The sequence below is a fragment of the Arthrobacter sp. ATA002 genome (genome assembly GCF_026898095.1).
Lineage (GTDB): Bacteria > Actinomycetota > Actinomycetes > Actinomycetales > Micrococcaceae > Arthrobacter_B.
On sequence record NZ_CP114015.1, the window covers coordinates 2,235,366 to 2,250,560 of the forward strand.

Below are 15,195 nucleotides of genomic sequence, written 5' to 3' on the forward strand. Positions count from 1 at the left end.
ACCAGATGTCATTGACGCAGGAGGGTTTCAGTTAGAGTCGGCGATTGAGGACGGCCCCCGCCGTCACCCGTCTGCTGCTCGACGCCGAATGCGGGCGGTACGCGGCGCCAGGGACGACGGTCGTAGATTGCCAGCAGCTGCGCACCAAGTCCAAGGAACACCATGGCCAGCCACGCGACGATGTTCAGCCACGGAATATGCAGGGCGACAATAAGGATCAGACCCCCGACGAGTGCCTTGATCACTGGATGCTGGTTGCCGCGGAAAATGAGCCTGCCGATGAAATAGGCGCCGAAGACAAAGGTTGCGAGCGTCAGCGTTATCCAGACTAAAAGGACTGCCAGCGCCAGGGGTGCCCCGATGATCGTGGCCAGAAGGACCAGCACCACAAGTGGTACAGCAATTGATGCCACGAAACCGACCAGCAGCGCCTGCCATGGCCGAGGCAGGAGCCGGTCGGTCACCCGGTGCAGCAAACGGGGGAAGAGCCAGCCCGCAAGCACTGTGATAAGGCTCAGCGCAACCAGCGAGTACAGCAGACCGAGCAGCCACCCAACGAACTTCTCGCCCGCCGAGGGCTCTTGCTCGGGCTCCGGGGCGATGCGCTGCACGTTGCCGCTGACCGCATCCGCGGAGATGTTTGCCTCCTCGTCGGAGTTGTACGTGAGGTTGCCGCCGACCGTCCCGCTGATGGTGAGGTTTCCAACGCCAACCTCGACATCACGGCCGATTGCACCGGATATTGCGATGTCACCCGCGGCACCCACCAGGTCGTCCCCGAATGACCCGGCATCGGTGATGGTGAGGGTTGCCGCGAAAATCGTTCCACTGCGCGCAACGTCACCGCTTATGGTCACGTCCTGCCCGGCGAGCCGCACGTTTCCGTCGACATTGCCGGTAATGGTGATCGATTGCGCTGCTGCGATCACGTCCCCCGTGACATTTCCGCTGATGGTGATGCTCTGCCCGGAGGCATACACGTCTCCGGCAACGTCATCCTGGACGTCGATGTTCAATCCGCTGTAGAACTGCGGACCGGTGCCGCCGTCCACCACGGCAAAGGGTACGGACTGCGGGCTGGAATCCGGGGACGAGGCGAATGCGCCGGACCCCGTCGCTAGGACCAGAATGCAGACGGCTAGAAGTGCGGAGAAAGTCCGCCGGGCAGGAGAAGGAAGTCTCATCGGAATGCCTTTCCGGGGTACGGTGTTCGCCTGTTCTTCCTCGTCAGAGGGCTGATCCCGCGGCTGGGCTGCCATGCGGATCCGGCACCTCGCGCCTGGGGCCAATATGTTCAGTGTCCAGCAGATGCCCGCCGCACCATAGAGACGACGGCGGGGTTGGACGGCACTGAGGATGATTTACGGACCCGCCGCTGGCAGGAGGACCACCCATCCCCACTTACATCTGCGGTTTCTTCCGCTCCTGCCGTAGTGTGATGGCTTGGGTGAGGCAGAACGCGGCGAAGGTTGCCGCCAGAAGCACCAGGAGCACCACGCCGGGATTCACCCACAACGGGACCGCGTCGTAGTCAGCGTTGCACTTGTTGTGCAACGGGAAGTACCGGCCGGGCTCCTGCCGATTCAGGTGGCGGTATACGGGGTCGTACATTTGCCCTCTGTCCTCGCCGACCCGGCTGGCCAGGCGATTCGCCGGGATCTTCCACTCCGCATACGTGCGAACCCTTAGAAACGAAGCATCAGGCTCATCCCAGACCAGCTTCACGCTTCGGCCGCATTGGTTGCCCTTCCTGACGGACTAAAGCAGCTACGGGAGAATGTGGCCGCAACGGGAGTTTCGCGCTGATCGCGGTGCCCATGTGACAGGGACGCTCATCGATGCACGGCTGACACCGGGGCCGTCCGCATCCCGGCGTATTGCGGTTTGTGGTTAGGTGGGCCAATGAACGATTACATAAGTTCCGGCACCTTCTGGTTCATGGTGGCGCTCATAAATGCCGGTCTTGCCGAGCAGAAGAACCGCTCCCGCTGGATCTGGTTCCTGGTATCACTCCTGTTGGGGCCCATCGCCACGATCCTGATTGTCGTGCGGCGGGCACCTGAACCAGTCGAACCGTCCATGACGCACCGGGGCGGGTGGAAGAACCCGGACCCGCATCCGGGATCGCTGGGAGATGCGGTGTAGAACGAAGACTGTTCCCGGGGTGGGAAAAGCAGGACGACGTGACTCAAGGGCCTCACGCTGAACCACGGACGATTCAGCACCGGAATGCTCTTGGGTCCACGGTGTGCGCCAACCACTGCCTAGCAGTGAAGATGGATGACCAATGTGCGGTCAGATACCCCTTTATTCAGAATGTTCGTGGCGTTTTGCACCCATCCAGGCCCTACCCCGCCACGTCAGCAGCGGGCGCCAGCGTATAGGTTCCCGCCCGAGGGCTGTGGGGAGGAAATCCCACACTGCATGGCGGGGGCTGTTCCGGGAGGAGTCTCGCCATGCAGGGCCATCGCCCAGTACTACGACGATTTCCATATGACGCAGGCCGGGAACGACGCCGTTGCCAAGCTGTACACCGAGAAGCTGGCGGCCGCATTGGGCAGATTACCAGCAAAGCAGGACGCCGCATGCGGTGGTACAGACGCGGAGACACTGGAGCTTGCCGCCCACGGCTGGCCTTAATTCCGACGGCGCGTGCCCGGTCGCACCGACGTGCCCTACGCCGAACTGACCGAGCACGAACGGCAGATCGTGCTTGACGGCCCCGAGGAGAAACGGCACCTCACCATCCCGTCCAAATACGGCACGCTGTTCGAACTGAACTTCACCTGCCGCAACGCCCGTCTGGTCGTCCGGGAGCCTCTGAACAACGCCGGCAGCGAAGAGGGCCTGGCCCGCATCAGCCGCTTTCGTCCGGTCCTGCCCCTGCCCCGCCTGCCATGGGACCCGGCTGTCCCCGGGAGTTCAATCTGGACGACGCACTGGATCAGGCACTCCTTGTGTTCTGGAAACAGGGGTATGAGGGCACCAGCCTCAATGACCTGATTGCGGCCATGGGCATCAGCAAGCCCAATGCGGCATTCGGTAACAAGCAGGAACTCTTCCGCTTGGTTTTGGCCCGGCACTCGGAGGGGCCGGGTTCCTATCTCGCCCGTGCCCTCGAAGAGCCCACGGCGCGGGGTGTTGCAGAGGTGCTGCTGCGGGGTGCGGTCCGGGCGACCACCATGCCTGAAGACTTTGGCGGCTGCCTGACCGACACGGAGCGGTCGCTGCCAGCGCTGAGTCCCAGCCCGCACTGGACGTACTCGTGCCGTGGCGACAGAACGCGATAAAGCGACTGGAGGATCGCCTTCACCGGGCGGCGGACGACGGCGAGCTGCCCCGGAACGCAGACCCCGCCCGGCTCGCCCGGTACCTGAACACCGTGGTGTTCGGTATTTCGGTGCAGGCCGCCAACGGAAGCGGCGCCGAGGAACTGAGCGGCGTCGTCAACGTCGCCCTGCTGGGCTGGCCAAGATAGCCTCCCTCCCCTAGCCACAGCGGGTCCCGCCGCTCCCGGGGCTGCGGGGAATGTGGTTGCAAACTACGGACGGGCATACCGTTTCAACAAGCACGGCGGCACTGAGCCCCGGAGCAGCGCATCGTCCCGAACACGCCTGGACGGACATGGAGAAACACTAATGACCACCATCGGCATTCTCGGATCCGGACAGGCCGGAAGCACCATCGCCCGCGCGGGAATCGCCGCCGGTTACGACGTCGTCATGCAAACTCCGGGGCCCGCAGACCCTGCAGGGACTCGTCGGCGATCTGGGTCCGGGGGCGCGTGCCGCGACGGCTGCGGAGGCAGCAGTGGCAGCGGACTTGGCGGTCATTGCGTTCCCGTATGTGCCGGGCGAGACGCTGCCGGTCAAAGAACTCTCCGGAAAGATCGTCCTCGACACCAACAACTACATGGCGTGGCGCGACGGAAACTACCCCGAGGTCGACTCCGGCCTCAAGACGGTCCATGAACTGCGCCAGGAAAACCTGCCCGGCGCCAAACTGGCCAAGGCCTTCACCCACATCCAGCACCACGCACGCTCCCCCGTCCGTGTCCCCGGCGACGCGCTTCCCGGCCTGTTCCGGCTGGCCCGGCCCGCCGGTGCGCCGGACCGGATGGCGCTGGTGGTGTCCAGTGACTATCCCGACGCCGTCGAACTCGTGCGGGGCCTCTATGACGACCTGGGATTCGACACCGTCGACAACAGTCCGCTGAGCGAATCCTGGCGTAGCGCTCCCGGCACACCAATGTGGGAGCATTCCGTGGACGGCCAAAGCCGCGAGGAACTGATTGCCAACCTGCAGCGCGCAGTGTCCCCTGCCCGCGTCGAATAACTGCCTGGTTACCCAGCGCGCCAAGAGCAAAACACCGGCTCGGCAGTATCCACGGCTGACCAATGAACAAGGGCCGGGCCCTGGGAGCCGCAGCGCCCGGATCCCGGCCCTCGCGTCCGGACCCTACACCTTCACCTTCGCCGTGAACTGGCGCCCCGGTGCGGTGCGCGCGTGGGTGCCGTAGATCATGAAGCCCACGAACGTCAGGCCGCCGACCAGGTTGCCGACCACCGTCGGGATCTCGTTCCAGATCAGGTAATCCATCAGCGTGAACTCTCCCCCGAGCATCAGACCGATCGGAAACAGGAACATGTTGACCACGGAGTGCTCAAAGCCCATGTAGAAGAAGAGCATGATCGGCATCCACATGGCGATCACCTTGCCGGCCAGGCCGTCGGACATCATCGCACCCACGACGCCGGTGGACACCATCCAGTTGCACAGCACACCGCGGACAAAGAGGGTCAGCATGCCGGCGGCTCCGTGCTCGGCGTAGCCCACGGTGCGTCCCTCGCCGAGATGCCCGATCGCGTTCCCCACCTCGCTCACCTCGGAGGAGAAGCCGTAGGTCCACACAATGGCCATCAGCAGGGCCGTCGTCAGGGCGCCGGCAAAGTTGCCGACAAACACGAGCCCCCAGTTCCTGAGCATCGACTTCAGGGTGACGCCCGGACGCTTGTCCAGCCAGGCGAGCGGAACCAGGGTGAACACACCGGTCAGCAGGTCGAAGCCGAGAAGATACAGCATGCAGAAACCGACAGGAAACAACACCGCACCGAGCAGCGGCGAGCCGGTCTGGGTGCTGACCGTGACAGCAAACGCTGCCGCAAGTGCCAAGATGGCACCGGCCATGTAGCTGCGGATCAGCGTGTCGCGCGTGGACAGCGCGACTTTCGCCTGGCCGGCGTCGATCATGCGGACCGCGAAGTCCTTCGGAATGACATAGCTCATCGGGGCCCTTACCACTGGTACTTCAGGAACTTGCCGTCGATGATGACGCGCACGCGGTCCCCCTCGGGGTCCTCGCGCCGGGTCAGCTCGACGTTGCAGTTGATGGCGCTCATGATGCCGTCGCCGAATTCCTCGTGGATGGCCTCCTTCAACGCCGGACCGTACACGGCCAGCAGTTCGTAAAAGCGGTAAATGGTGGGATCGGACTTCAGCTCATCGCCCTGAATCCGGTAGGGCTGCTCCTGCAGCGCAAGGACGGTGTCACCGTCGAGCTCCAGCAGCGCGCCCACTTTTTCGGCGAGTTCCGCGGGCACCGGGTGTGACCCAAGGAGTGCGGCAATCGTCCACAGCAGCGGCCGGGCCAGCTGCCCGGCGATGTCCGCCCAGGAGGCATCCGAGCGGGCGACGGCGGCGCGCACCTTGATCGTGGCCTGGTCTCGTGTGGTGTTCCAGTTAGTCATTTTTGTCTCCTCGTCGATGGTCGGAAGGCACCTGCCCTGAGACCAACGTAGGAGCGTCTAAAAGCTAACTTTCAGGCTTTTTGCGCAGCCCATTCCGCGAATTGCGCAACCAACTCATCCTTTTACCTCCGTGAAACAACCGGGCAATCACTTCGACCTTCTGTGTCCGTACGGTCACATCACATGAAGGCACCGGTGGCACATCGCGGGACAGGAACGGATATGGATCTGCTGACACAGGTTGTTCGAGAAGCTCCCGTACCGCTGTGGGTCATCGACCGGCAGGGACTGGTGGCACTGGCCAATCGGGAGGCAATTCATTTCCTGGGCTACCGGGGAGAGGACGACGTGGTGGGAGGCCCCAGCCATGACCTGCTGCACCGCTGCCGTCCGGATGGCTCCCCCTATCCGCAGCACGAGTGCCCCATTGTCCGCTCCGGCGGTTCGGACCCCGCGTCGGAGTGGTTCGTCACCCGGGCCGGCGACACCCGCCCGGTGCGCTGGTCAACGCGCAGCATTGCTCACGGCGACGCCACCATCCTCAGCTTCAGCGCCGAACCCCGGGGCGGGTCCCAGCTTGTGCGCGAGCTACGCAAACGGGGACCCGTACCCCGCACGCCGGCAGTCCAGGTCCGCGCCGAGCTGCGCGATTCCCTGTACCGCACGATCGAATCCAGGTTCACGGACCCCGAATTTACGACGGCGGAGCTCGCCGCCGCCGCCCACCTTTCGGTTCGCACGGTGCAGGCGGTTTTGCGGAAGCAGGGACGTCACCGGCTGCGGAAATCCGCCGCCTGCGGCTGGAGCATGCGCGTGCGCTGCTGGAGCGGGGCCACGCCGTGCAGACGGCGTGCTTTGCCTCAGGCTTTCTGGACCCCGGCACTTTTACCCGTGGCTTCCGGCAGCGGTTTGGTCTGGTCCCGAGCCAGGTTCCGCCGTCGCCGGGTGCCGGCTATTAGGCGCGTTTGGTTTAGCGGATAGGTCTCCCTAACTCCGGTTGGCTAGTCCTCGATGGTGCGGAGAACCCGGGCCGGTGATCCGACCGCCACTGAGCGGGCCGGAATGTCCTTGGTGACCACGGCTCCGGCGGCCACCACGGAGTTGTCTCCGATGCTCACGCCCGGCAGCACCGTGACGTTGGACCCCAGCCAGACGTTTCGGCCAAGGGTGACGGGTGCGGGGTGCATGTCCGCCCGGCGGCTGGGTGCCAGGTCGTGGTTCAGCGTCGCCAAAACGGCGTTGTGGCCAATCAGGCAGTCGTCGCCGATGTTGATACCGCCCTGGTCCTGGAACCGGCAGCCGGAATTGATGAAGACCCGTTTCCCCAGAGTGATGTTCCTGCCGAAGTCGGCGGAGAACGGCGGGAACAGGGCCACGGTTTCATCCACCGGCCTGCCAATCAGCCGGGCCAGCAGTTCCCGGACCTGCGCCGGCTCGTGGTAGCCGTTGTTCAGTTCGCCGGTGATCCGCAGCGCGGTCTGGCTGGCGTGATGCATGGCCTCATGCAGGGGCGAGCCGGCAGTTATCGTCTCGCCGTTATTCAGTGCTGTGAGCAGTTCATCGAGTTCCATCTGGTCATTATGCACGGAATGGCGGCAGAGGCTCCCTCTCATTGGCTGAAGGAGTCGCCGCACTGGCACGGCACCAGTCCCGGGGACTACATGGAACACCTCGCCATGCTGGAAAACACCGACGACCCCGCATCCACCCACAAGCTGGCTTGAGCATGTCACTGACGCTGACTACAGCAGGCCTGCCTGGAAATAGTTTTCCAGCCTTGGACACCGGGAAGCTCGGTCGCCTCTAGACGGAGCTTCCTGTCCGGCAACCTCAGGTGGTGGGGGCCGATGGGAAGGAAACAGCGCATCCCGGACTTCAGCGCCGTCGTTCCCAGACAACTCTGTCGTTCCCTGACAACTGCGAGGCCGCATGAGCGTTCACGAGCCATCCGGGCCTGCCGGACTTGCCAGGCCAACACGGGTTCTGCTGACCCTAGCGGCTGTCGGTGGTGCCTGCTGGACGGTATGGGCAGGCCAATCGATCCTCGGACCGCTGGTGCTGGCCGCAGCGCTGGTCATTATTGCCCTGCCCGCACGGCGGCCGCTGGACCGGCGCGGCGCCCAAGCTGGGTAGGCACGCTCGCCGTCGTGGCCATCGCGTGGGGAATCCTGGTGGTGCTGGCCGTGCTGGTTCTCCTGGCCCTGGGGCAATTCGGGCGCATCCTTGCCTCCTACGGAGGCCAGCTGGAACAGAGCGCGGAGACGCTGGAGTCGTTTTTCCAAAGCCTCGGATTCAACACCGTGTCGATGGACGAGGTTGCCGGGGCGATCCAGCCGTCTGCGCTTCTGACGACCGTTTTTAATGCCGGCACGCAACTGCTGGGTTTGGGTACGGCCGTCTTTTTTGTCTTCGCCTACGCGATGTTCCTTGGAATGGATGCCGCCCGGTGGCAGAACCCGCCGGCCAAGCTCGCGGCGGGGAGCGGCCGGCGGCTGCAGGCCTTCCATCGGTTCACCGCCGGAACCAACCGGTACTTTCTCGTCAACACGATCTTCGGGCTGATCGTCGCGGTGATTGACGGACTCGCCCTCTGGGCCCTGGGCGTACCCGGTCCCTTCGTCTGGGCGGTGCTCGCGTTCGTCACCAACTACATCCCCAACATCGGTTTCGTCCTCGGCCTGGTTCCCCCCTTCGTGCTCGCAGTCGCGGTCGGGGGCTGGGGGTTGGGGCTGCTGGTGCTGGCCATTTACTGCGTCGTCAACGTCACCCTCCAAGTACTGATCCAGCCCCGGTTCGTGGGGGAAACAGTTCGGCTGAGCGTCACGCTGACCTTCTTCTCCGTGGTTCTCTGGACCACCCTGCTCGGCGCGGTTGGGTCGCTCCTGGCCGTGCCGCTCACCCTCTTCGCCCGCTTCCTGATCATCGGCGGGGATCCCGGCGCGCGCTTCGCGCAGTGGATCAGCGGCGATGACGCCCCGGAGGACGCCGCGGACTCCCCGGTGAACCCGGCAAGCCGCATTGACCTCCGGGGTGGGCGGCGCGCAGACATTCTCGGAGACGGGTTGCGGCGGTGCCGCCGGTGTACGGATTGTTGCGGTGGCACCGCTTGGAAAGCCCGGGGTTAGAGGGCAGCCAACAGGCCGTCCATGTCGGTGATCTCCGCTTCCTGTTCGGAGATTACCGAACGTGCCAGCTCAACAGCCTCAGGTGCGGACCCGTTCGATACTTCCTCTTCCGCCATGGCGATGGCGCCCTCATGGTGGGCGATCATCTGGATCAGGAACAGCCGGGCGGCCTCGGCTCCCTGCGCTGCTTGGAGTTGTGCCAAGCCCTCGGGGTTGACCATTCCATCCATGGGCATTTCTCCGGACACATGGGCGGGCTCGCCCCAATTCCGCAGCCAGGTGTTCATGGTCTCGATCTCCGGAGCCTGGGCTGCCTTGATGTTTTCGGCCAGCTGAACAATTTCCGGATCCAGCCCGTCCTTGGCCAGGACGATGTCGCTCATCTCCATTGCCTGCTGATGGTGAACAATCATCATCTGGGCAAACATCGTGTCTGCACTGTTGTGCCCGCTGTTGCTGTGCCCGGCGCCAGCGCCGGCGGACGGCCCATGCGACATGCGTCCGTGACCCATGCCGGGCGTGCCTCCGGCCTGCTCCGTGCCGGTATCCGTGCCGGCGTCGGAGCCGGCGTCCGTGCCGGTATCCGTGCCGCAGGAGGCCAGGAAGACGACGGCGGCCAGGGTGGTTGCTGAAATTGCTGATGAACGCTTCACTTTAGTTTTTCCTTCGGGAGGCTCTGTATTTGGGGGTCACTTACTCCGGTGCCGGCCGGCATGCGGGCACACCGGAGGCCGCCGCAGCTCGGCGCGGCGGGCTCGAGCGCTTTTACGTGCGGCTGATGCAGAGCTCAAGGAGGGACGGCGCCCGCGGAACCGCCACCGGGGCCGGCCTGCCCCGGCGCAGCCCGCAGGGCGAACGCCTGCGCAGGGACAGCACTTTGGGCATCACGAGCAGGAGAAGCAGAAAGATCATGAGCGTGCAGATACTGCCCGCATGCCCCTGGTCCTGACTGCACGGCTCGGCACAGCCATGCGGCGCCCCGCCGTCGGCCGCCGATTGCACACTCAGGCCCGGAGCGGCGGCGGGATTATGCCCTGCGGACGCCGCCCCGGCAGCGTCAAAGGCCGCTACGGCGGATGCCGGTTCATGGTGGGTGGCACTGACCATGTGCATCCCGAGGATTCCGGCAATGACGGCAACCAGACCCAGGAATACTGCAGCGGGTGCAGGGAAGCGCAGAAGGTGCACCGGGTTGCGTCCGTAACGCATACTTTCCTCCCTTCCCTGCTCTGGTTACTGCGGAAACTAGGACTGTGCCAGCACCGCCGCCGGGTCCAGGCGGACGCGGCGCAGAAGCTGGGCGTTGGCGGCCACAACAACCGTGGACACGGACATCAGGATGGCTGCGACTGCCGGGGAAATGGCGACGCCGGCGAAGGCCAGCACACCCGCGGCCAGGGGAACGGCAATAACGTTGTAGCCGGTTGCCCAGACCAGGTTCTGCATCATCTTGCGGTAACTGGCCCGTGAGAGTTCCACCATGGAGACCACCGCGCGGGGATCATTGCCGGCCAGGACCACGCCGGCCGATTCCACGGCCACATCCGTGCCGGCGCCGATGGCAATGCCCACCTCGGCCCGGGCCAGGGCCGGGGAATCGTTCACCCCGTCGCCGACCATGGCCACCTTCAAACCGCGGGACTGCAGCTCTGCGACCTTTTTGTCCTTGTCCTGCGGCAGCACCTGGGCGAAGACCTCGTCGATACCCAGCTCGGCGGCCACCGCGTCCGCGACCTGCTGCGCGTCGCCGGTGATCATGGCCACCCGGATCCCGCGCTCCTGCAGCGCTGCGACGGCCTGCCGGGACTCGGGGCGGACTTCGTCCTCGACAGCAACCGCTCCGATAATCCGGTGGCCACGCACAATGTGCAGCACGGACGCGCCGCGCTCCGCCCAGGGACGGGTCTGCTCCGCGAGCTCCGGCGGCACCTGCAGCTGCTCGGCGTCGAGCAGGTTTGGTCCGCCCACCGCGGTCTCGACACCGTCGACGTCGGCCAGTACGCCGCGCCCGGTCAGCGACCGGAAGCCGGCGGCCGGGGCACCTGCAGGCCGCGCTCGGCTGCCGCCCGGACGATAGCCCGGGCGGAGGGATGCTCGCTGTCGGCTTCGACGGCGGCGGCCAGGGCGAGCACCTCGTTGGTGTCGGCACCGGCGACGGCGGCGGCATCGGTCAGCGCGGGCTGGCCCTTGGTGAGGGTGCCGGTCTTGTCGAAGAGCACAACGTTGACGGTCCGCATGCGCTCCAACGCGATCCGGTTCTTGATCAGTACCCCGGCCCGGGCTGCCTGCTCGGTGGAGATCGCGATGACCAGCGGGATTGCCAGGCCCAGCGCGTGCGGGCAGGCGATGACCAGAACGGTGACCGTGCGGATGACCGCTTCGTCCGGGCTGCCCAGCAGCAGCCAGGCTATGAACGTGATGATGCCCGAGCCGAGGGCGAAGTAGAAGAGCAGGGCGGCGGCCTTGTCCGCCAGGGCCTGCGCCCGGGAGGAGGAGGCCTGCGCTTCGGAGACCAGCCGCTGGATTCCGGCCAGGGCGGTATCGGACCCCACGGCAGTGAGCCGGACCCGCAGCGAACCGTCGGTGGCGATGGTGCCCGCCACGACGTCGTCCCCGGGTCCGCGCGGGACGGCCCGGGATTCACCGGTAATCATGGATTCGTCGACGTCGGCCTGGCCCTCCGTGATGGTTCCGTCGGCGGGCAGGCGCCCGCCCGAGCGGACCAGTACCACGTCCCCCACGGACAGGTCGGCAATCCGAACCGTCTCCGTACCGCTGCCGGTAACCCGCTCGGCGTCGTCAGGCAGCAGCTCGGCCAGGGCGTCCAGCGCTCCCCGGGCGGAGCCGAGGGCACGCATCTCAATCCAGTGGCCCAGCAGCATGATGACCACCAGCAGGGCCAGCTCCCACCAGAAGTCCAGGTTGAACCCGCCGATGCCCAGGGTGGTGATCCAGGAAGCGATGAAGGCTACCGAGATGGCCATGGTGATCAGCAGCATCATGCCCGGTTGGCGGCTGCGCAGTTCAGTCCAGCCGCCCTTGAGGAACGGTGTTCCGCCGTAAAAGAAGATGACGGTTCCCAGAACCGGCGGTATCCACGCCGCGCCGGGGAACTCAGGGATCCGGTAGCCGAGCAGATGGGCAAACATCGGGCTGAAGAAGACCACGGGAACGGACAGGGCCAGGCTGAACCAGAACCTGCTCCTGAACATCGCGGTGCTGTGCCCGGCGTGCTGGCCGTGCTGGTGGACGGTGTGTTCGTCCTCAACGGCTGAATGGGCGTGCCCGGCGGGCATGGCCTGGCCGTGTGTATCAGTGTCGGCTTCGGTTGCGGGACCGCTGCCTGCCTGCCCGGCCGCCTTATCGCTGCGGTGCTCTTCTGCTTCGGGTGTCATAACCGGTCTCCCTCCGGATTGGGTATCAACGCGCTGCGTCGCCTGCATCTCAGCGTTGCGGGCGTCAGGGACGCCCGGCCTCTTAGGGCGGCGGCAGAAACAGCGGGGACATGCCATTGAAATGGGGTCTGCCCGGGACGGTTCCACGGAGGGCGGCGCAGGCCGGCCGGCAGGTGGTCCCGGCTGCACATGAGGTGCGGACCTTCAAGGCGTAGCGATTCGATGATCGGACGCGATCTTCCGGTACTGTGAAGTTATACCCCTAGGGGGTATAAGTCAACTTCCCGGCCCCCTCCATAACCGTATGTGGAAGTACTGCCCGACGGCGTCAGCGCCCGGAACGACATTGCCCTCGCTGCACTTCTTACGCCGGTGCTCCGACGGGCTCCAGGGGCACGTCCACGGTGCCGCCGGGACTGAGCTGGAACAGGGCATTCCCTACCCGGATCCGGACCGGGGGAGGCCGCCCGGTGCGGCGGACACCCGCAGGACGGTGCGTTCCAACGATACGGTCAGCAGCACCCCGCGGTACCGGACCCGGAAGGACACTCTCCGCAGCCCGGAGGGCAGCCGGGGGGTAAAACCAGGTCCCCTGACTCCATCCGCAGCCCGGCGAAACTGCGCTGCACGACGTCGATGGTTCCGGCCATGGCTCCCAGGTGCACTCCTGTTCGGGTCGTTCCGCCTTGGGTATCGTCCAGGTCGGCATCGAGGGCATCCCGGAACGTGTCCCAGGCCCGTTCCGGGTCGGAGGCGGAAAGGACGGAGGCATGGGCGACCCGGCTCAGCGTGGATCCATGGATGGTCCGTGACAGGTAGTAGTCCATCATCGCCCGGATCTGTTCCGGGCCGACGTCGTAATCCATCCGGCGCAGCAGACGCACCAGGTCGTCCTCGCCCAAGACATAGAGCAGCATCAGCACATCGGCCTGCTTGGAGAGCTTGTAGCAGTTGGTGCTGTCCCCCTCGGAAGCAAGGATGAGGTCCAACCGTTCGATGTTGCCGTAGCGCCGCCGGTAATGGTCCCAGTCCAGCTCCTTGAGCCGGCCGTACCCCTCGAACTGGCTGATGATGCCGTCATGGAACGGAACATGGAGCCGCCCGCCCAGCTCTTTCCAAAACGCCAGCTCAGCCTGGGTTACACCGAGCTTCTTCCGCACATACTTGCTGTCCTGTCCGTGCAGCTCCTTGAGGATCAGGTCTGGAAGGGCACATACCCAGGCCGCCATGATGTTGGTGTAGGCGTTGTCGTCCACTCCGGTTCCGGGGTGCTCCGGATAACCGTCGTGATACTCGTCCGGCCCCACCACGCCGCGCAGATGGAGCCGGCCGTCCTCCCCCGGCTCGGCCATGGAGGCGATCATCCGGGCCACCTCCACGATGATCTCCGCTCCGCGGCTGATCAGCCATTCCCGGTCCTCCGTGGCCTGGAAATACTGCCAGACGTTGTACGCGACGGCGAGGCTGCCGTGGCGCTGAAGCCGGGAATTGTCGCGCATCCATTTTTGGGAGAATTTGTTGTAGAGCCACCGGGGTGTTTCCTCGGTTCCGTCGCTGCCGCTGCGCCAGGGGAACAGCGCGCCGGCCAGGCCGGCGGCGCGGGCCGCGTCCCGGGCTGCGTCCAGGCGGCGCCACCGGTAATTCAGCACCGACCGTGTGATGGAGGGCAGCCGCGAGGTGACCAGCGGCAGCACAAACAGGTCATCCCAAAAGATATGTCCTCGGTAGCCTTCTCCGTGCAGTCCGCGGGCCGGCACACCCACATCCAGTTCTTCCGTGTGCGGGGTGAGGACCTGCAGCAGGTGGAAAACATGCAGGTTCAGCACCAGCTGCGTCTGGCCGTCTGCGTGCAGGTCGCAGCTGAATAAGTGCAGCAGCCTGCGCCAGGCGGCCTCGTGGTCGGCAAGGACCGCGGTAAAGTTCCCCGGGGTGCGGGCCAGCACGGCGCGCGCCCCGGTGGCCGGCGTCGAAATGGCCCGGTCGTGCGAGGTGACGACGACGGCGGTCTTGAGGACACGCAGCGGCTGACCGTCGCGCAGATTCCCGCGGTGGTGCTGTATCCACCGGGAGGAGTCCGCCGCCGGGCGGGAGGCCCTGGGGACAGGGCTGCTGTCCACCTCGGTGCCGCCGCTGAAGGTGACGCGCACGGCAACAGCGATGCGGACTTGGCTTTGCGTGGTCTCCGTTTCGACGCTCTCCGTGTCGCCCTGCAGATCCACGGCAAGGGTGTTGAGGTGACGGTTTCCCAGAGCGGCGTCCTCGGCGACGTTCGCGTTGCGGATCTCGTGATCGATCCCTGTCCTGATCTCCACCGGCCCGTCCCAGCCCCGGGCGGTCACCGTGGCCTCCAGGACGGCGAGCGCGGGAGAAGCCATTGATACGATGCGCTGCTGGACAACGTCGAGCTGCCGTCCGTGCCCGTCCTCCAGCAGGACCCGGCGGATCAGGATCGCCCGCTGCAGGTCCAGTGTCCGGTGCTCCCGGCGCAGCATCAGTCCGCCTTCGGACCACCATCCCCGGAGCCGAACCGCAGGTCCAGGGAAGCCAGTTCGGCAAATTCACCATGTGTTCGTTCTCCGCCGTCTCGCCGTCGACGGCCTCCGGGACGCGGTTGAAGATGCCCGCCGCATAGGTTCCGGGATAATGGATGGTGTCGGCCCGGGCTTCAGGAGCGGTTCCCCGGGTGGCCATCCGGCCGTTGCCGACCGTCGTCAGCGCCTCCCTGTGCCCCTCGTGCCAGGGATCGAAACCGTCGTAGATCAGCTGCCAGGGATGGGAAAGGACAAGGCCGATGTCCAGCTCTCCGGGGTCCCGAAGCACCAGGTCCGCTCCAGCGGCTTCCAGCTGCGTGCGCTGCTTGGCCCGGTCGATGCCGACCACCAGTCCGAAACCTCCGCTGCGTGCAGCCGCCACGCCTGCGCTTGAGTC

19 protein-coding genes and 3 pseudogenes are annotated in these 15,195 nt (G+C 65.6%); 11 read left to right on the plus strand and 11 right to left on the minus strand.

The features are described from left to right. Positions 1-8: 8 nt before the first annotated feature. The gene (locus OL239_RS10950) at positions 9-1,184 is read right to left on the minus strand and encodes a hypothetical protein (RefSeq protein ID WP_268908964.1); all 1,176 of its coding nucleotides are present in this window, start codon (positions 1,182-1,184) and stop codon (positions 9-11) included. 217 nt (positions 1,185-1,401) lie between these two features. Further along, positions 1,402-1,725 (minus strand): hypothetical protein, encoded by a 324-nt coding sequence (locus tag OL239_RS10955; RefSeq protein ID WP_268908965.1) that lies wholly within the window; start codon positions 1,723-1,725, stop codon positions 1,402-1,404. A 177-nt stretch (positions 1,726-1,902) separates the two neighbouring features. On the opposite strand from OL239_RS10955, the gene OL239_RS10960 reads away from it, so the two are divergent. From OL239_RS10960 to OL239_RS10980, 5 genes are all read left to right on the plus strand, one after another. Then, positions 1,903-2,145 (plus strand): hypothetical protein, encoded by a 243-nt coding sequence (locus tag OL239_RS10960; RefSeq protein WP_268908966.1) that lies wholly within the window; start codon positions 1,903-1,905, stop codon positions 2,143-2,145. A gap of 279 nt (positions 2,146-2,424) precedes the next feature. Next, complete coding sequence (locus OL239_RS10965; protein ID WP_268908967.1) at positions 2,425-2,640, plus strand: hypothetical protein; 216 nt, start codon at positions 2,425-2,427, stop codon at positions 2,638-2,640. 257 nt (positions 2,641-2,897) lie between these two features. Then, positions 2,898-3,290: a TetR/AcrR family transcriptional regulator gene (locus OL239_RS10970; protein ID WP_268908968.1), complete on the plus strand. Its 393-nt coding sequence runs from the start codon at positions 2,898-2,900 to the stop codon at positions 3,288-3,290. Further along, positions 3,266-3,478 (plus strand): hypothetical protein, encoded by a 213-nt coding sequence (locus OL239_RS10975; protein WP_268908969.1) that lies wholly within the window; start codon positions 3,266-3,268, stop codon positions 3,476-3,478. Before OL239_RS10970 ends, OL239_RS10975 begins: the two co-directional genes overlap by 25 nt. Positions 3,479-3,810: 332 nt before the next feature. Then, a complete protein-coding gene (locus tag OL239_RS10980; protein WP_268908970.1) occupies positions 3,811-4,335 on the plus strand; it encodes an NADPH-dependent F420 reductase in 525 nt (174 codons plus the stop codon). A 123-nt stretch (positions 4,336-4,458) separates the two neighbouring features. On the opposite strand, the gene OL239_RS10985 is transcribed toward OL239_RS10980, so the two are convergent. After that, entirely contained in the window at positions 4,459-5,286 is an 828-nt protein-coding gene (locus OL239_RS10985) for a formate/nitrite transporter family protein (RefSeq protein WP_268908971.1), read from the minus strand. 8 nt (positions 5,287-5,294) lie between these two features. Beyond that, positions 5,295-5,747, minus strand: a complete 453-nt coding sequence (cynS, locus tag OL239_RS10990) for a cyanase (protein WP_268908972.1) — start codon at positions 5,745-5,747, stop codon at positions 5,295-5,297. A 222-nt stretch (positions 5,748-5,969) separates the two neighbouring features. Between cynS and OL239_RS20165 the strand changes: the two are divergent. Together OL239_RS20165 and OL239_RS20170 are read left to right on the plus strand one after the other, a co-directional pair. Further along, positions 5,970-6,278 (plus strand): annotated as a pseudogene (locus OL239_RS20165) (PAS domain-containing protein); the annotation flags it as partial. Then, the gene (locus OL239_RS20170) at positions 6,209-6,706 is read left to right on the plus strand and encodes a helix-turn-helix domain-containing protein (protein ID WP_442864296.1); all 498 of its coding nucleotides are present in this window, start codon (positions 6,209-6,211) and stop codon (positions 6,704-6,706) included. The pseudogene OL239_RS20165 and the gene OL239_RS20170, both read left to right, overlap by 70 nt. A gap of 42 nt (positions 6,707-6,748) precedes the next feature. On the opposite strand, the gene OL239_RS11000 is transcribed toward OL239_RS20170, so the two are convergent. Then, entirely contained in the window at positions 6,749-7,318 is a 570-nt protein-coding gene (locus OL239_RS11000; RefSeq protein ID WP_268908974.1) for a sugar O-acetyltransferase, read from the minus strand. A gap of 18 nt (positions 7,319-7,336) precedes the next feature. On the opposite strand from OL239_RS11000, the gene OL239_RS11005 reads away from it, so the two are divergent. The 3 genes from OL239_RS11005 to OL239_RS11015 all read left to right on the plus strand — a co-directional run bounded on the left by OL239_RS11005 (position 7,337) and on the right by OL239_RS11015 (position 8,872). After that, on the plus strand, positions 7,337-7,471 hold the full coding sequence (locus OL239_RS11005) for a hypothetical protein (RefSeq protein WP_329609200.1): 135 nt from the start codon (positions 7,337-7,339) through the stop codon (positions 7,469-7,471). 205 nt (positions 7,472-7,676) lie between these two features. Further along, the gene (locus OL239_RS11010) at positions 7,677-7,880 is read left to right on the plus strand and encodes a hypothetical protein (protein WP_268908975.1); all 204 of its coding nucleotides are present in this window, start codon (positions 7,677-7,679) and stop codon (positions 7,878-7,880) included. A gap of 14 nt (positions 7,881-7,894) precedes the next feature. Then, on the plus strand, positions 7,895-8,872 hold the full coding sequence (locus OL239_RS11015; protein WP_268908976.1) for an AI-2E family transporter: 978 nt from the start codon (positions 7,895-7,897) through the stop codon (positions 8,870-8,872). Here the strand turns inward: OL239_RS11015 and OL239_RS11020 are convergent. From OL239_RS11020 to OL239_RS11045, 6 genes and pseudogenes are all read right to left on the minus strand, one after another. Continuing rightward, positions 8,869-9,525, minus strand: coding sequence for a DUF305 domain-containing protein (locus tag OL239_RS11020; RefSeq protein WP_268908977.1), 657 nt, complete (start codon positions 9,523-9,525; stop codon positions 8,869-8,871). The two genes, OL239_RS11015 and OL239_RS11020, sit on opposite strands and share 4 nt — an antisense overlap. 112 nt (positions 9,526-9,637) lie before the next feature. Continuing rightward, positions 9,638-10,081, minus strand: a complete 444-nt coding sequence (locus tag OL239_RS11025; protein ID WP_268908978.1) for a DUF6153 family protein — start codon at positions 10,079-10,081, stop codon at positions 9,638-9,640. Between the two features lie 36 nt (positions 10,082-10,117). Next, positions 10,118-12,267, minus strand: a pseudogene (locus OL239_RS11030) (copper-translocating P-type ATPase). Between the two features lie 438 nt (positions 12,268-12,705). Further along, the gene (locus OL239_RS20175) at positions 12,706-12,816 is read right to left on the minus strand and encodes a hypothetical protein (RefSeq protein WP_268908979.1); all 111 of its coding nucleotides are present in this window, start codon (positions 12,814-12,816) and stop codon (positions 12,706-12,708) included. Then, positions 12,780-14,759, minus strand: a complete 1,980-nt coding sequence (locus tag OL239_RS11040) for a hypothetical protein (protein WP_268908980.1) — start codon at positions 14,757-14,759, stop codon at positions 12,780-12,782. Before OL239_RS11040 ends, OL239_RS20175 begins: the two co-directional genes overlap by 37 nt. 106 nt (positions 14,760-14,865) lie before the next feature. Next, a pseudogene (locus OL239_RS11045) lies at positions 14,866-15,087 on the minus strand (hypothetical protein); the annotation flags it as partial. Here OL239_RS11045 and OL239_RS11050 point away from each other — a divergent pair. Further along, positions 15,040-15,192, plus strand: coding sequence for a hypothetical protein (locus OL239_RS11050; RefSeq protein ID WP_268908981.1), 153 nt, complete (start codon positions 15,040-15,042; stop codon positions 15,190-15,192). The pseudogene OL239_RS11045 and the gene OL239_RS11050 overlap by 48 nt on opposite strands. The last annotated feature ends 3 nt before the right edge of the window (positions 15,193-15,195 follow it).

Bases quoted from the DNA above. Each gene is read 5' to 3' on its own strand.
- OL239_RS10950 (WP_268908964.1), bottom strand. From the start codon at position 1,184: ATGAGACTTCCTTCTCCTGCCCGGCGGACTTTCTCCGCACTTCTAGCC.
- OL239_RS10960 (WP_268908966.1), top strand. From the start codon at position 1,903: ATGAACGATTACATAAGTTCCGGCACCTTCTGGTTCATGGTGGCGCTC.
- OL239_RS10965 (WP_268908967.1), top strand. From the start codon at position 2,425: ATGGCGGGGGCTGTTCCGGGAGGAGTCTCGCCATGCAGGGCCATCGCC.
- OL239_RS10970 (WP_268908968.1), top strand. From the start codon at position 2,898: ATGGGACCCGGCTGTCCCCGGGAGTTCAATCTGGACGACGCACTGGAT.
- OL239_RS10985 (WP_268908971.1), bottom strand. From the start codon at position 5,286: ATGAGCTATGTCATTCCGAAGGACTTCGCGGTCCGCATGATCGACGCC.
- cynS (WP_268908972.1), bottom strand. From the start codon at position 5,747: ATGACTAACTGGAACACCACACGAGACCAGGCCACGATCAAGGTGCGC.
- OL239_RS11000 (WP_268908974.1), bottom strand. From the start codon at position 7,318: ATGGAACTCGATGAACTGCTCACAGCACTGAATAACGGCGAGACGATA.
- OL239_RS11005 (WP_329609200.1), top strand. From the start codon at position 7,337: ATGGCGGCAGAGGCTCCCTCTCATTGGCTGAAGGAGTCGCCGCACTGG.
- OL239_RS11010 (WP_268908975.1), top strand. From the start codon at position 7,677: ATGAGCGTTCACGAGCCATCCGGGCCTGCCGGACTTGCCAGGCCAACA.
- OL239_RS11025 (WP_268908978.1), bottom strand. From the start codon at position 10,081: ATGCGTTACGGACGCAACCCGGTGCACCTTCTGCGCTTCCCTGCACCC.
- OL239_RS11040 (WP_268908980.1), bottom strand. From the start codon at position 14,759: ATGCTGCGCCGGGAGCACCGGACACTGGACCTGCAGCGGGCGATCCTG.
- OL239_RS11050 (WP_268908981.1), top strand. From the start codon at position 15,040: ATGGGAAAGGACAAGGCCGATGTCCAGCTCTCCGGGGTCCCGAAGCAC.